The sequence below is a fragment of the Mesorhizobium sp. L-2-11 genome (assembly GCF_016756595.1).
Classification (GTDB): Bacteria; Pseudomonadota; Alphaproteobacteria; order Rhizobiales; family Rhizobiaceae; genus Mesorhizobium.
The window spans coordinates 3,841,679-3,856,593 of record NZ_AP023257.1 but is presented as its reverse complement, the minus strand read 5'-3'; the positions used below and the strand labels follow the sequence as shown (position 1 = coordinate 3,856,593).

10 protein-coding genes are annotated in these 14,915 nt (G+C 62.9%); 5 read left to right on the top strand and 5 right to left on the bottom strand.

Annotated features, from left to right (window positions below):
• Positions 1 to 73 precede the first annotated feature (73 nt).
• The 4 genes from sufD to JG739_RS18360 all read right to left on the bottom strand — a co-directional run bounded on the left by sufD (position 74) and on the right by JG739_RS18360 (position 5,041).
• Positions 74 to 1,342, bottom strand: coding sequence for a Fe-S cluster assembly protein SufD (sufD, locus tag JG739_RS18375; protein ID WP_202362828.1), 1,269 nt, complete (start codon positions 1,340 to 1,342; stop codon positions 74 to 76).
• A 43-nt stretch (positions 1,343 to 1,385) separates the two neighbouring features.
• The gene (gene sufC, locus JG739_RS18370) at positions 1,386 to 2,141 is read right to left on the bottom strand and encodes a Fe-S cluster assembly ATPase SufC (RefSeq protein WP_202362827.1); all 756 of its coding nucleotides are present in this window, start codon (positions 2,139 to 2,141) and stop codon (positions 1,386 to 1,388) included.
• 31 nt (positions 2,142 to 2,172) lie between these two features.
• Complete coding sequence (gene sufB / locus JG739_RS18365; protein ID WP_202362826.1) at positions 2,173 to 3,690, bottom strand: Fe-S cluster assembly protein SufB; 1,518 nt, start codon at positions 3,688 to 3,690, stop codon at positions 2,173 to 2,175.
• A gap of 187 nt (positions 3,691 to 3,877) precedes the next feature.
• A complete protein-coding gene (locus JG739_RS18360; RefSeq protein ID WP_202362825.1) occupies positions 3,878 to 5,041 on the bottom strand; it encodes a cysteine desulfurase family protein in 1,164 nt (387 codons plus the stop codon).
• 245 nt (positions 5,042 to 5,286) lie between these two features.
• On the opposite strand from JG739_RS18360, the gene JG739_RS18355 reads away from it, so the two are divergent.
• From JG739_RS18355 to JG739_RS18345, 3 genes are all read left to right on the top strand, one after another.
• Positions 5,287 to 5,961 carry an alpha/beta hydrolase gene (locus JG739_RS18355; RefSeq protein WP_027154148.1) on the top strand — a complete coding sequence of 225 codons (675 nt, stop codon included), beginning with the start codon at positions 5,287 to 5,289 and terminating at the stop codon, positions 5,959 to 5,961.
• 188 nt (positions 5,962 to 6,149) lie between these two features.
• On the top strand, positions 6,150 to 7,403 hold the full coding sequence (gene tyrS / locus JG739_RS18350; protein ID WP_202362824.1) for a tyrosine--tRNA ligase: 1,254 nt from the start codon (positions 6,150 to 6,152) through the stop codon (positions 7,401 to 7,403).
• A 121-nt stretch (positions 7,404 to 7,524) separates the two neighbouring features.
• Positions 7,525 to 9,255 carry an adenylate/guanylate cyclase domain-containing protein gene (locus tag JG739_RS18345; protein WP_202362823.1) on the top strand — a complete coding sequence of 577 codons (1,731 nt, stop codon included), beginning with the start codon at positions 7,525 to 7,527 and terminating at the stop codon, positions 9,253 to 9,255.
• A 188-nt stretch (positions 9,256 to 9,443) separates the two neighbouring features.
• On the opposite strand, the gene JG739_RS18340 is transcribed toward JG739_RS18345, so the two are convergent.
• Positions 9,444 to 12,827 carry a YhdP family protein gene (locus JG739_RS18340; protein WP_202362822.1) on the bottom strand — a complete coding sequence of 1,128 codons (3,384 nt, stop codon included), beginning with the start codon at positions 12,825 to 12,827 and terminating at the stop codon, positions 9,444 to 9,446.
• 95 nt (positions 12,828 to 12,922) lie between these two features.
• Here JG739_RS18340 and JG739_RS18335 point away from each other — a divergent pair, with 95 nt between their 5' ends.
• Together JG739_RS18335 and JG739_RS18330 are read left to right on the top strand one after the other, a co-directional pair.
• Positions 12,923 to 13,390 (top strand): peroxiredoxin, encoded by a 468-nt coding sequence (locus JG739_RS18335; protein WP_202362821.1) that lies wholly within the window; start codon positions 12,923 to 12,925, stop codon positions 13,388 to 13,390.
• A gap of 159 nt (positions 13,391 to 13,549) precedes the next feature.
• Entirely contained in the window at positions 13,550 to 14,842 is a 1,293-nt protein-coding gene (locus tag JG739_RS18330) for a M23 family metallopeptidase (protein WP_202362820.1), read from the top strand.
• Positions 14,843 to 14,915 lie beyond the last annotated feature (73 nt).

The window sequence follows — 14,915 nt, the reverse complement described above, 5'->3', positions numbered from 1 at the left end:
CTCCCCTTGTGGGAGAAGGTGGATTGGCGCGAAGCGCCAAGACGGATGAGGGGTGCTGACATGAGCCAGGCCGCTATCCGTGCGCCGCGAACCAGCCGTCGAGCCTCGTTTCCAGCGCCTCGACGATCGCCTCGTCGTCCAGTTCCTCGATCACCTCGGCGACGAACGCCTTGACCAGCAGGCCACGCGCCGACTTCTCGTCGATGCCGCGCGCCATCAGGTAGAACAAATGGCTGTGATCGATCTCGGTGACGGTGGCGCCATGGCCGCAGACGACGTCGTCGGCGAAGATTTCGAGCTCTGGCTTGGTCGAGAACTCGCCGTCATCCGACAGAAGCAGCGTGTTGCAGGCCATTTTGGCGTTGGTCTTCTGCGCATATTGGTGGACATTGATTCGCCCCTGGAAGACGCCGCGCGCTCTTCCCGTCACCACGTTGCGGATCACTTCCGTCGAGGCCGTATGCGGCACCGCATGGTCGAGCACCATGGTCACGTCGGTATGCGTGTCGCCGGCCAGCAGGTTGATGCCGCGCAGCGTGAAATCGGCGCCTTCGCCGGTCGTTCTGACCACGACCTCCTGGCGCACCAGCTTGCCGCCGGCATTCATCACGAACAGCGTCAGCTTCGCATTCTTGCCGAGATGCGCCTTGAACTGGGCAAGATGCGTCGCCGTGTCCGGCTGCTCCTGCACGATCAGCCACGTCACCTCGGCGCCTTCGTCAAGCAGAAGCTGGCTGACCGAGCTGACCAGTGCGGCGCCCTCGCCCGCCTGGCGCTCGACGATAACGGCCTTGGCGCCGGCGCCGGCGCGGACGCTGAGACGGACATGCGTCTGGCCTCCGGCCTGCAGGTTCTGCAATTCGATCGGCTGGTCCAGTTCGGTGCCGTCGGCGATGTCGACAAAATAGCCGTCAGCCACGAAAGCCGTGTTCAGCGCGCCGATGGCATCATCGGCGCCATAGGCATCGAGCCCAGGTGCGATGCTGCCGTCCGCCAGTTTCTCCGACAGGCACTGCACGGCGATGCCCTCAATTTCAGGCAGTTTCGTGCTCGACACGCCGTTCAGCACCGGCAGGACAGCGGACCCTTCGACGACAGGCGCAATGGCTTTCGGGGCGGCTGCGGGATCGAACTCCGGAACCGAACTCAGCAGGCGGCGCAGGTCGGTGTAGTGCCAGGATTCGATGCGCCGCGTCGGCAGCCCGCTCTTGATCGCCTCGATGGCGTCGTCGCGCTTCAGCATCACCGTGCCGTCGCCGGGCAGCAGCGACAGCCGGTCGCTGAAGGCGTCGATCAGCGCCGTTTCGGCCGGCGTCCGCTGGGGTGTCATGTGAATGTTCATCAGTTTCGCCTTGTCTGGCTTGCCTTCTGGGCCTTCTGGCATCTCACGCGGCTTGGCCGATCACGCCGGCATAGCCATTGGCCTCGAGGTCGAGCGCCAGCGACTTGTCGCCCGACTTGACCACCTGGCCCCTGTACAGCACGTGCACACTATCCGGGACGATGTACTGAAGCAGGCGCTGGTAGTGGGTGATGATGACGATGGCGCGATCCGGCGCGCGCAACGCATTGACGCCTTCCGAAACGATCTTCAGCGCATCGATGTCGAGGCCGGAATCAGTCTCGTCGAGCACGCAGAGTTTTGGCTCCAGAAGCTTCATCTGCAGGATCTCGGCGCGCTTCTTCTCGCCGCCGGAGAAGCCGACATTGAGCGGCCGTTTCAGCATCGCCATGTCCATGTCGAGCAAGGCGGCGGCGTCCTTAACGCGCTTCAGGAACTCCGGGATCTTCAGCGGCTCCTCGCCGCGCGCCTTGCGCTGCTCGTTAATCGCCACCTTCAGGAATTCCATGGTCGCCACGCCCGGTATCTCCATCGGATACTGGAAGGCGAGAAAAATGCCCGATGTGGCGCGCTCGGCCGGATCCATTTCGAGGATCGACTGGCCGTTGTAGAGGATATCGCCATCAGTCACCTCATAATCCTCGCGCCCGGCGAGGATGTAGGACAGCGTCGATTTTCCCGAGCCGTTCGGACCCATGATGGCGGCGACCTCGCCGGCTTTCACCGTCAGGTTCAGGCCGCGGATGATCTCGGTGCCGTCGTCGACGATGCGAGCATGCAAATTTCTGATTTCAAGCATTTTTTTCTTTTCCTGAAATTTTTCTGTCCGGTCAGCCGACCGAGCCCTCGAGGCTGATGCCGATAAGCTTCTGCGCCTCGACCGCGAATTCCATCGGCAGTTGCTGGATGACGTCCTTGACGAAGCCGTTGACGATCAGCGCGATCGCCTCTTCTTCCGGAATGCCGCGCTGCATGACGTAGAATTTCTGGTCCTCGGAAATCTTCGACGTCGTCGCCTCATGCTCGAACTGCGCCGTTGCGTTCTTGGCTTCCATGTAAGGCACGGTGTGCGCGCCGCACTGGTCGCCGATCAGCAGCGAGTCGCAATTGGTGAAGTTGCGGGCGTTGGTCGCCTTGCGGTGCGCCGAGACCTGGCCGCGATAGGTGTTCTGCGAGTAGCCGGCGGCGATGCCCTTGGAGATGATGCGGCTCGACGTGTTCTTGCCGAGATGGATCATCTTGGTGCCGCTGTCGACCTGCTGGTAGCCGTTCGACACGGCGATCGAATAGAACTCGCCGCTGGAATCGTCGCCGCGCAGGATGCAGCTCGGATATTTCCAGGTGATCGCCGAGCCGGTCTCGACCTGCGTCCACGAAATCTTCGAGCGGTGGCCGCGGCAGTCGCCGCGCTTGGTGACGAAATTGTAGATGCCGCCCTTGCCCTCGGCGTCGCCGGGGTACCAGTTCTGCACCGTCGAGTATTTGATCTCGGCATCGTCGAGCGCGATCAGCTCGACCACCGCTGCGTGAAGCTGGTTTTCGTCGCGCTGCGGCGCCGTGCAGCCTTCGAGATAGGAGACGTAAGCCCCTTCCTCGGCGATGATCAGCGTGCGCTCGAACTGGCCGGTGTTCCTCTCGTTCATGCGGAAATAGGTCGACAGTTCCATCGGGCAGCGCACGCCCTTGGGCACGAAGACGAAGGAGCCGTCGGTGAACACCGCCGAATTCAGCGTGGCGTAGAAATTGTCCGAGGTCGGCACGACCGAGCCGAGATATTTCTTCACCAGTTCCGGGTGCTCGCGGATGGCTTCCGAGATCGAGCAGAAGATGACGCCGGCCTGCGCCAGCTCCTTCTTGAAGGTGGTGACGACGGACACGGAATCGAACACGGCGTCGACGGCGACGCGGCCCGACTTGTAGACATTGTCGCTGGCTTCCTCGAGTTCCGACGCGTCGGTCTTCTGCACACCGGCGAGGATCTCCTGTTCCCTCAGCGGGATACCGAGCTTTTCATAGACCCTCAACAGTTCGGGATCGACGTCGCTCAGCGAGGTCGGTCCCGGCGTGCTCTTGGGCGCCGCATAATAGTGGAGGTCCTGGAAATCGATCTTCGGATAATGGACGCGCGCCCATTTCGGCTCGTCAAGCGTCACCCAGCGCCGATAGGCTTCCAGACGCCATTCCAGCATCCAGGACGGCTCGTCCTTCTTCGCCGAAATGAAGCGGATAATGTCTTCGCTCAGGCCCTTTGGGGCCTTGTCCATCGCGATTTCGGTCTGGAATCCGTATTTGTATTGGTCGACGTCGATCTTTCGGACCCGATCGATCGTGTCCTGCACTGCAGGCATTAGCGTTCTCCATCCACGCCGGGGTCAAGGCCCGGCAGTTTTCAAACTATGGCACTGCGAAACGAGCGCCTTAAAGGCGACCGACGCGGCGTAAGTTCCATATAGTGCGTCCCTGCCGGGAATTCACCCGGCCACCACAAGACGCACGGCTCTATCAGGCAAAAAAGCCTGCGTTTGTTTGCCGCGCTCAGGCGGCTTCGTCCCTGCCTGCGCGGCGTGAGGCAATACCGACCAGCGCTGTGCGGAACAGTTCGATATCCTCGGCGCTGGTTGCATGACCAATGGACACGCGCAAAGCGCCAAGGCTGTCATTGTATCCCATGGCTTTCAGCACATGACTCGGGCCGACCTTGCCCGACGAACAGGCGGAGCCGGCCGATAGCGCCACGCCGGCGAGGTCGAAGGCGATCTGCGCCGTCTCGGCCTTGATGCCGGCAATAGCGAAGAATGTCGTATTGGCAAGCCTCGGCGCCCCGGTTCCGAAGATTTCCGCATCCGGCACCAGCGTTTTCACGATGGCCTCGATCTCGTCGCGGCGGCGAGCGACCGCATCGATGCGCTTCAACCCGATCAGGGCTTCGCGCGCCGCCGCGCCAAAACCGGCGATCGCGGCCAGATTTTCGGTGCCGCCACGATGACCCTTTTCCTGGCCACCGCCGGCGATCAAGGGCCTTGGCATCATCAGGTCCGCGGCGGCGACGATGGCGCCAACGCCCTTGGGGCCGCCGATCTTGTGCGACGACAGAATCAGGTAATCGGCGTAACCCGCTGACATATCGAGCGGAATGCGGCCGGCTGCCTGCACGGCGTCGACGATCAGGACGCCACCCGCCGCCTTGACGATTTCGGCGATGCGCTCGACCGGCTGGATGACGCCGGTCTCGTTGTTGGCGGCATGGATCGCCACCAGCGGCAGGCCGTCCGCCTTGTCATGACCGCCAAGTGCCGCCGCCAGCGCGTCCAGCCTGACCAGGCCGTCGGCGTCGACGCCGATGCGTATTACCTGGGTTGCCGGAAAGCGCCCGCCGTTCAGCACACAAGGATGATCGGCCTCGCAGACATAGAGCCGGCTCATGCGGACAGTGCCGCGCCCCATCTGCCAATCCGGCGTCAGCAGCGTCGAGGCGGCTTCCGTCGCACCGGAGGTGAACACGACATGCTCGGCGCTGGCGTTGACCAGCAGCGCCACATCGCGCCTCGCATTCTCGATCAGCCGCCGTGCGGCGCGGCCCTCGGCATGGACCGACGACGGGTTGGCGGCGACATCGAGCGCGGCAATCATTGCCGTGCGCGCCGCGGCAAGCAGCGGCGCGCTGGCATTGTAGTCGAGATAGGCGCGTCTTCCGGCCATTTTCGCTTCAACTGGTCCCGTCAAAAGCCGTTTCGCGAGGATAACGCGTTATTTCCTTGAAATTGCAAGGCAAGACATCCTATTTACGCGGCGTGCGGCGTGGGTAGCCGAGCTATTGCGTTTCGGCCACCCAGTTTTGAACAATTCTAAACTAGCTTCTAGAAAGACGCTCGCCCTGCGTCAAGGCCTGAGGCCAGAGGAAGAGTTGTTCCGACGCCGGGCACTCATGCCATGTGGAGTATTTTATGCCTGAGGTCATTTTCACCGGTCCGGCCGGCCGCCTGGAGGGTCGCTACCAGCCTTCCAAGGAAAAGAGCGCGCCGATCGCCATCATCCTGCACCCGCACCCCCAGTTCGGCGGCACGATGAACAACAAGATCGTCTACGACCTCTTCTACATGTTCCAGAAGCGGGATTTCACCACGCTGCGCTTCAATTTCCGCGGCATCGGCCGCAGCCAGGGCGAATTCGACCACGGCACCGGCGAATTGTCGGATGCGGCCGCGGCGCTTGACTGGGTGCAGTCGCTGCATCCGGATTCGAAGAGCTGCTGGGTCGCCGGCTATTCGTTCGGCTCGTGGATCGGCATGCAGCTTCTGATGCGCCGGCCGGAGATCGAAGGCTTCATCTCGATCGCGCCGCAGCCCAACACCTATGATTTCTCGTTCCTGGCGCCCTGCCCGTCGTCCGGCCTCATCATCCATGGCGACGCCGACAAGGTCGCGCCGCCAAAGGACGTGCAGGGGCTGGTCGACAAGCTGCACACGCAAAAGGGCATCACCATCACCCAGAAAACCTTGCCCGGCGCCAACCATTTCTTCTCCAACGACGCGGACCTCCTGCTCCAGGAATGCGCGGACTATCTCGATCGCCGTCTGGCCGGCGAGTTGTCCGACCCGCGGCCGAAGCGGTTGAGATAGGCGCCAACAGCGAAGATATCTCCGCCATCTCGCGCCGGCTCCCCGGCAAGCCCGAGGACAGGCCTCGCTCGGTCGGATGGACGCAAAACCGGATTCCCCTTTTGCTGACCGCCTTTGGGTGCTAAACGCCCGCGTTCACCCATAACACGCCCAATCCGCTGCGGTTGGGCGCTTTCGGGAAAGAAAAAATGTCCGCCTTCAAATCCGATTTCCTGCGCGTAATGAGCGAGCGCGGTTTCATCCACCAGATTTCGGATGATGCCGGCCTCGACCAGCTTTTCGCCAAGGAAACGGTGACCGCCTATGTCGGATACGACGCCACGGCGACCAGCCTGCATATCGGCAATCTGATTTCCGCGACCATGCTCTACTGGCTGCAGGAGACCGGCCACCGGCCGATCGCGCTGATGGGCGGCGGCACCTCGATGATCGGCGATCCTTCCTTCCGCGACGACCAGCGCCAGCTTTTGACGCCTGAGGCCATCGCCACCAACATCGAGGGCATCAAGCGCATCTTCGGCCGCATCCTGCGTTTCGGCGACGGTGCGAACGACGCGATCATGGTCAACAATGCCGACTGGCTGATGAAGCTCAATTATGTCGAGTTCCTGCGCGATGTCGGCCGGCATTTTTCGGTCAACCGTATGCTGACCTTCGACAGCGTCAAGCTGAGGCTCGAGCGCGAGCAATCGCTCTCCTTCCTCGAATTCAATTACATGATCCTGCAGGGCTATGATTTCGTCGAGCTCAGCCGGCGCTATGGCTGCCGCCTGCAGATGGGCGGATCGGACCAGTGGGGCAATATCATCAACGGCGTCGATCTCGGCCACCGCATGGGCACGCCGCAGCTTTATGCCCTGACCACACCGCTGCTGACGACGTCGTCAGGCGCCAAGATGGGCAAATCGGCCAAGGGCGCAGTCTGGCTGAACGGCGATCTCTACTCGCCCTATGATTTCTGGCAGTACTGGCGCAACACCGAGGACGCCGACGTCACGCGCTTCCTCAAGATTTTCACCCGCCTGCCGCTCAGCGAGATCGCGCGGCTCGCCGCGCTTGGCGGCTCCGAGATCAACGAGGCCAAGAAGGTCCTGGCCACGGAAACGACGGCCATCGTGCACGGCCGCGAGGCGGCCGAGCAAGCCGAGGAAACCGCGCGCAAGACGTTTGAAGAAGGCGCGCTGGCCGAAACGCTGCCGACCGTCGAGGTCGGCAAGGCCGATCTGGAAAGCGGCGTCGGCATATTGTCGCTGTTCGTTGCCGCCGGGCTCGCCGCGTCCAACGGCGAGGCGCGGCGACACATCCAGGGCGGCGCGGTGCGGCTGAACGACCAGTCCGTGTCCGACGATCGCCGGTTGGTGACACTTGAGGATCTAGGTCCGGAACAGGTCGTAAAGCTGTCGCTCGGCAAGAAAAAACACGTCCTGGTGCGGCCGGTCTGACTAGCGCCTGATCCACCCCCTCTCCTGCTGCTGCGGTAGGAAGACTTCTCGATTCAGCCACATGCCCAAATTGCTGGATTTGGCAGCCCAGGAAGGATAGGCTTGGTTTTTGGTCCAAGCGATGGAACAGAGACTGGCCGCAATTCTGGCTGCCGATATGGCGGGCTACAGTCGGCTGATGGAGGCCGACGAACCCGGCACGCTCGCACGCCTTCGGACGCATCGCATAGAACTGCTCGACCCCGCCATCGCGAAGAACAAGGGCCGGATCATCAAGACCACCGGAGACGGCATGCTCGTGGAGTTCCAGAGCGTGGCCGACGCCGTGAAATGCGCCGTGGAAATCCAACAGCGCATGAAACGGCGCAATTCGGATGTGCCGCAAGAACGGCGTATCGAATTCAGGATCGGCATAAATCTCGGCGACATCATTTTCGACGATGAGGACATTTTCGGCGACGGCGTCAATATTGCCTCGCGCATCGAGCAACTCGCCGACGTCGGCGGTATCTGCGTGACCGCAGCGGTGGCGACCCAAATTGCCGACCGTCTCGAAATTACCATGGAGGACCTGGGCGAGAAGACGCTAAAGAACATCAGCCGCCCGGTTCGCCTCTATCGCATTGGGCTTGACAGTCCTGTCCTGCCAGAAGTCGGGGCAAAGCGATCCATCTCGAAACCTTCGATAGTGGTGCTGCCATTCAACAACATGAGCGGCGACCCCGAGCAGGAATTTTTCGCGGACGGACTGACCGAGGACATCATCACCGAACTGTCCCGCCACCATGAGCTGTTCGTCATTTCGCGCAATTCCAGCTTCGTCTACAAGAACCGCGCCGTGAATGTGCGCGAGGTGGCCGAGAAACTCGACGTCCAATACCTGGTGGAGGGAAGCGTCCGCAAGATCGGCGACAGGGTGCGCGTGACGGTTCAGCTCATCGACACGGCGAATGACGCCCATATTTGGGCAGACAAATATGACCGGAGGCTGGACGACATATTCGCGATTCAGGATGAGGTGACCGCGGCGATCTCAGCCACGCTGCCCGGTCGTGTCGAGGCGGCTCAGCGGGACCAGCTCGCGCGGGCGAAACCCGCAAACATGGCCGCGTATGAATGTGTTCTTGCTGCCAAGGTGCTGCATCACCGAAGCACGATTGCGGATAATGAACGCGCGCAAACCTTGATAGAAAGGGCCGTCGCGCTCGACCCCGATTATGCCCATGCCCATGCCTGGCGGGCCTGCATTCTTGGCCAGGCCTGGGTCTATAACTGGTGCCAAGACAGGGATGCCGTCTGGAACGAAATCATGGCAGCGCTGGACAGGGCGCTGGCGCTGGACGACAACGATGCCGATGTCCACCGCATCCTCGCCGCAGTGAACGTCAACAACAATGAGCTGACCACAGCGCGCTACCATCAAGAGCGCGCCCTCGCCCTCAATCCCAATTACGACCTCGTGGTGGTGCAGCAAGGCGAGTTGTTGACGTGGCTGGGGAGGCCGGAAGAGGGAATCGAATGGATCCGCAAGGCAATGCAGTTGAACCCGCACCATCCGGAGAGGTTCTGGAGCCATCTGGGCAAGGCGCATTTCGCCGCGCGCCAGTATGGCGAGGCGATCGAAGCTTTCATGCATCTGTCAACCATGGACTCGGTTCAGCACGCTTTCGCCGCTGCCTGCTACGGCTGGCTAGGCGACGAAATCGCCGCCGCGGCGCATCTACGCAAGATCAAAACGCTCGATCCCCAGTTCGACCTCGATTCATTTATCGCCACCCTGCACTATGCCCAGAAGCCCGATGTGCAGCACATCCGCGAAGGACTGCTGAAAGCCGGTATTGCCCACCTGTAGCCAGCCGGTAGCTGCGAACCGGATCCAATCGGGGGACAGGCAAAAAAGACCGCCCCCCAACACGATGCAGACCTTGCGGCATGACCGGACGACGGGCGGCTCAGGGTCACGGGCGTGAATTCGGCCGGGGCAAGCCAGAGTCCGCCCTAGGTCAAGACTCGGTCGCTCGAAATGATTGGGTTTTGACCTCAGCGGTACTCGAAGATCGACCTGAAAATTCCGGGCGCGATCACCGACAGCGGATTGACGTCCAGCTTCGGCTTGTTGGCATTGCCTCTGAGCCGGTAAGTCACGCCGATCAGCCCGCGATCGCGGCCATTGCCGAGCAGCGCGCCGAACAGCGGCAGTTCGCCAAAAATGCGGTTGATGCCGTAGACCGGCATGAAGGTGCCGGTCATGTCCATGTTGTTGTTCCGGTCATAGAGCGTGCCCTGGAACGTGGTGCCGATGCGCGGGCCGCGCAGCACGCCATTGGCCAGCTTCAGATAGCCGGCGCCCTTTTCGATCTCGGAAAAGCCGCGCTCGAACATCACTCTCGACGTGTCGATATTGGCTTTGACGGCCTCGTTGAGGCTGCGGCTGTCGCCGGCCGGCGTCGTCGATACCAGCGAGGCGAGTTTCGGCTCGTTGACCACGAAGAAATCATGCGAGTCGACCTGGCCCTTCATCGGCCCATCGCTTGGCCCGGCGAGCGCCAGGGTGATCGAACCGCCCTCCATATGCTCGTAGATGTTGAGAAACCGCAGGATGGCGCCGGCATCGGCCGACCGCACGTTGAGGGCGCGCCTGCCGGCGCCGGTCGCGTTGCTGATGCTGATGGCAGCACCCGAACTTGCCGTGGCGCTGACCTTGAGCCCGTTCACCCTCGAGCCGGCGGCGCTGTAGTCGAGCTTCAGGTTCGACAGCGTCTCGTTGTGGAAGCCGGTCAGCGAGTTGACATCGGCGCTGACCGAAATCGCATCGGAACCCGTGGCCTTGGTGGCGGTGTCGACATCGGACGTGAATTGCTTGATCAGCGAGCGCGCGTCCAGCGCGCTGCCGCTGATGTCGATCGCGTAGCCCTTGCCCGATCGTTTCACCGAAACGGCAACGTCGTCTCCCCGGTTCAGCTTGACGTTGCTGAACCGCGCCGAAGACAGGGCGCCGTTGACCAGCACCACGCCGCCATCGATCGAAAAGGTCTTTCCATTCAGGTCGAAGTCGGACAGCGTCGTGGTGTCGCCGGATTTGGCCATGACAAATGTGACATTGGCTGGAATGCCGGGGCCCTTGCTCCAGCCTGCCCAGGGAATGTCCAGCCTGGCATTGGTCAGGTCCGCCGAAACAGTCTGGCTGACCGTGTTGCCCGTGCCGCTCTTGTCGATCTCAACCTTGACGGTTCCGGAAAGCAGCTCCGACAGGCCAGGCATGGCGGCCGCACGTATCTTGTCGTCGAGCATCAGCGCCACTTTCCGGCTGCGTGGCGGTCCGCCATCCCTGAGCGGTTCGATCAGGTCGAGTTCGGCTGGAATGCCGTTGAGCAGCGCCTTGGCTGATATCACCGCCTTCTCGCGTTCGACCGTGATCGAACCATCCGCGTCCGTCACCGTCTGGTCTTCGAACGGCTTGCCCAGCGACAGGTCTTTGTAATCGAGCGTCACCAGCCAATCGAGTTTCGAGCTGTCGACGCCGCGCTGCAGCGGAATATCCGCCTTGACGTGGCCGGTCACCGTGCCGGACAGGTCGTCGGGCAGCAGGCCGACATGGCGCATGGCATCGATCGGCTCGTAGGAGGCGAGCTCGGCGATCGCGGACGCCTCCCCGGCAACATCGATATCGAGCGCGCCGATCACCGGCGGGCGGTTCGCCGCCTTGACCGTCATCGTGCCGTTGCTTGCCGCGACCGTGCGGCCGCTGGCCATATAGACGTTGCCCGACGACAAGGCGATGTCGACGTCATTGCCGTGGAATTCGACGACGCCGACGGCATCGCGTATCGGCGGAATGTGACCGGCTGTATCGAAGCGCGATCCTTCGACCTGGAAACGGCCGAATACCTCATCTGATGAAAGCGGGATGCCGTTGCCAAGGCGCCCGGGTACGACCTGGAACTGCAGGCTCGCGTCGACGACACGGCCGCCGAAAAGGTTTTTCAGCACCCACAGGCGAGCGTTTCGCGCCGCAAACCAGGGCCACAACTGCTTGACATGCGAGACCGGCATGTCGTGCACGTTGAAGGCTACAGATATGCCCGGCACCTTTCCCCTGGCGAACTCGACCGAAGCCGTGCCCAGCGCCTCGCTGGCGGACCCCGACCTGATCCCGATCTGCTCGGCCACCAGCTTGCGGCTGCGGGTCTGATAGACGCCGGCCACCCGGGCGATGAAATCGAGCGCAGGTTCGGAGGATTCCGAAGGCGCCAGCGTCGAGCCGTCGCTGGTCAGGTCGTAGCGATAGGACGGCTCCTCGCCTGCTGTTCCAGTCGCCGGCTTGGGCCCGATCGAACCGGCGAACTCGAATGTCGAGCGACCGGTCCTCACTTGCAGCCGGTCCACCTGGACCTTGTTGGCGCCGGCGACAAGCGTCGCAGCGAGATCGACATCGGCTGGAAGCATCCCGCGCGAACCGAGATCGAGCACGGAACCGGCGAACGACAACGAGGCCGTCAGCCGCGACGCGTTCTCGCCGGATCCTTCCGATCCCGCCAGCTTCAAGGCAATCGCACCAAGCGTCCTGCCCGGCGCTGCCGCAGCCTCGTCAAGCTGCGCTATCTCGACACTGGCATCCAACGCCGTCACACGCCGCGTCGTCGTATCGCGGCTGGCTGAGGCGGCGATGGTGAGTGCCCTGCCGTCGACAGCCGCGTCGGATGAAAACTCCATGCCACCCGGCCCCGACTGCGCAGCGGTAGCATCCGCGATCCTGACCAGTTTGACCAACCCGGCCTCGGGCGGAACGAGGTCGACATTGCGCAGCTCGATCCGGCGCATCTGCTCCTCGCGCACTGCATCAAGCGCGTGACCGATGCTGGCAAAGACCGTGGCGGCCAGCCTATCCGGATCGATGAGGCCGTCGTCATTGCGCAGCGCCGCCGTCCAGTCGCCCCCCGACGGCAGCGCCGACATCACGATGCGCGCGTCGGAAATCCTGGCACTGGTAAGCCGCACCTCGCCCGAAAGCAGCGGTATCAGCCTTACGCCGAAGCGGACACGGCCGGCATCGGCCATCGGCTTGCCGTCGGCGGTCTTGACGCTGACGTCGCTGACCTGCAGCGCAATGAAGCTCGATCCGTCGAGCGTGAGACGGGCCGGCCCGACCGCAACGTCGAGGTCGACGCCGGCCAATTTCTCGATGGCTGTTTCCGCTTCGGCCCGCAGCCGCTCGGCGCCGAAGCCGGACATGCCGATCGCATAGACAGCGGCGGTCGTCAGCAGCACAAGGGCCAAAAAGCCGGCAAACAGCCGCGCAAGAAAACCAACGCCGCGGCCTTGGCCGAGCGGCGGTATGCGGCACGCGGACGGGAAGGCCCCCAGGTCGGTGATTTCATCACGCCTGAATCTGATCTTCTCGTGCTGCGGCTGCTCCTGATCCACACAATTTTCCGTTGAACGAACTCGACCGTGGACGACTCCCGGTGCGACAATATATCGATGGGGCCTCGCGCGTAACCACAAACAAGGGCACCGATATGGCTGATCTCGACGTCGGCGACGTTGCGCCGCAGTTCGACCTTCCCCGAGACGGCGGCGGGTCGCTCAGCCTCGCGTCATTGCTGGGAAAGCCGGTCGTGCTTTACTTCTATCCACAGGACGACACCACCGGCTGCACCAATGAGGCGATCGGCTTTTCGCAGTTGAAGCCGGAATTCGAAAAGCTCGGCGCTGTCGTGATCGGCCTGTCGCCGGACAGTGTCCGAAAACACGACAAATTCAAGGCGAAATACGATCTGACCGTCGACCTCGTCGCCGACGAGGAGCGCAAAGTGATCGAAGCCTATCACCTGTGGGTCGAGAAGCAGCTCTATGGCCGCCGCTATATGGGTGTTGAGCGCGCAACGTTCCTGATCGGCAGCGACGGACGGATCGCCCGGATCTGGCGAAACGTTCGCGTCAAAGGCCATGCCGAGGCGGTGCTGGAGGCCGTGCGCGCGCTTTGACGTCAATTTCGGCTGTGGCCTGAACACGTCTGAAGCACGGGGCGCCGAAGCAATCCGGCTGCAACCCATGGGCTGCAAGCTGGGCGCCAGCAACCGACCGTTAACCTTAATGATGTGTAATGAGGCTTGTCGTTGGTGTCGTAACGAAAGCTTGGTCCTGTGAACGTAGCCAGTCAGTCAACGGTCTTTGGCAGGCGCAAGGAGCCCCATACGGTCATTATCGCCCGCGGCAACGAGATCAGGCATTTCACCATACGGCCATGGGTTGCCGCATTTTGCGGCTCCGCGCTGGCGGCGATGGCCATAGGCTATCTGCTGGCGACGTCCTATCTCGTGCTGCGCGACGACCTGATCGGCGCGACCACGGCACGGCAGGCGCGCATGCAGCAGGCCTATGAGGACCGCATCTCGGCACTGCGCGCCCAGGTCGACCGGATCACCAGCCGCCAACTGCTCGACCAGCAGCTCATGGAAACCAAAGTTGGCGAGTTGCTGGACCGACAGACCCAGCTCAGCCTGCGCCATGGCCGCCTCGGCCCGCTCCTCGAACGCGCCGAGAGCGATGTCGGAACGCCGCCTGCCACAGGCGCCGGCGCGTCCGCCATGCCGGATAAACGCGCCGAGGTGACCGACGCCCAGCCGCAGCCCTATGCGGTCGCCAGCCTCGGCGCCGACCCTGGCGCTGGCGATGATGCCAGGCCGTTCTCGCTGTGGTCGACCCGCTCCGATCCGCTGCCGAGCGACACGGCGGCCGATCGTGCCGACAGGCTGTTCGTGTCGATCAACGCCGCGCTCAAGGCGATAGAGAGCCAGCAGCTCACCCGCATCGCCACGCTCGCCGACAACGCCTACAGAAACGCCGATGCGATTTCTCAGGCGCTCGAGGCGGCCGGCCTGCCGGTCGACGGCGATTTCGGCGAGAGCGATGCCGGCGGTCCGCTGATACCACTCGACAGTTCGATGACGTTCGACAGCAAGGTAAGGGAACTCGACGAGGCGCTGGATGCGCTCGACCGGCTGAAGACGGAGGCGCGACGGCTGCCGCTCGCCAACCCTGCCCCCGGTCGCTCGGTCACCAGCCCGTTCGGCGTGCGCACCGATCCGCTGCTCGGCACCGCCGCGCTGCATTCGGGGATGGATTTCAGGGCGCCGACCGGAATGCCTGCCAAAGTGACGGCGCCCGGCGTCGTCGTCAAAGCCGGCTGGAACGGCGGCTACGGCCGCATGGTCGAGGTCGACCATGGCAATGGCTTTGCGACGCGCTATGGCCATCTCAGCAAAATCGACGTGACCGTCGGCAAGAGGCTCAACGCCGGCGACGTCATCGGCAAGACCGGCAGCAGTGGCCGCTCGACCGGCCCGCATCTGCATTACGAAGTCCGCCACAATGGCGAGGCCATCGACCCGCTGCGCTTCCTGAGGGTCGGCAAGAAGGTCGCTCGGTATCTTTAGTGGCTGCAGCCATCGCCCAGGCTGCAAAAGAGTGCCGTCGGAAAAAACTGCCGATCTCCCCCCTTGCGGGGGA

Bases quoted from the DNA above. Each gene is read 5' to 3' on its own strand.
- sufD (WP_202362828.1), bottom strand. From the start codon at position 1,342: ATGAACATTCACATGACACCCCAGCGGACGCCGGCCGAAACGGCGCTG.
- sufC (WP_202362827.1), bottom strand. From the start codon at position 2,141: ATGCTTGAAATCAGAAATTTGCATGCTCGCATCGTCGACGACGGCACC.
- sufB (WP_202362826.1), bottom strand. From the start codon at position 3,690: ATGCCTGCAGTGCAGGACACGATCGATCGGGTCCGAAAGATCGACGTC.
- JG739_RS18360 (WP_202362825.1), bottom strand. From the start codon at position 5,041: ATGGCCGGAAGACGCGCCTATCTCGACTACAATGCCAGCGCGCCGCTG.
- JG739_RS18355 (WP_027154148.1), top strand. From the start codon at position 5,287: ATGCCTGAGGTCATTTTCACCGGTCCGGCCGGCCGCCTGGAGGGTCGC.
- tyrS (WP_202362824.1), top strand. From the start codon at position 6,150: ATGTCCGCCTTCAAATCCGATTTCCTGCGCGTAATGAGCGAGCGCGGT.
- JG739_RS18345 (WP_202362823.1), top strand. From the start codon at position 7,525: ATGGAACAGAGACTGGCCGCAATTCTGGCTGCCGATATGGCGGGCTAC.
- JG739_RS18335 (WP_202362821.1), top strand. From the start codon at position 12,923: ATGGCTGATCTCGACGTCGGCGACGTTGCGCCGCAGTTCGACCTTCCC.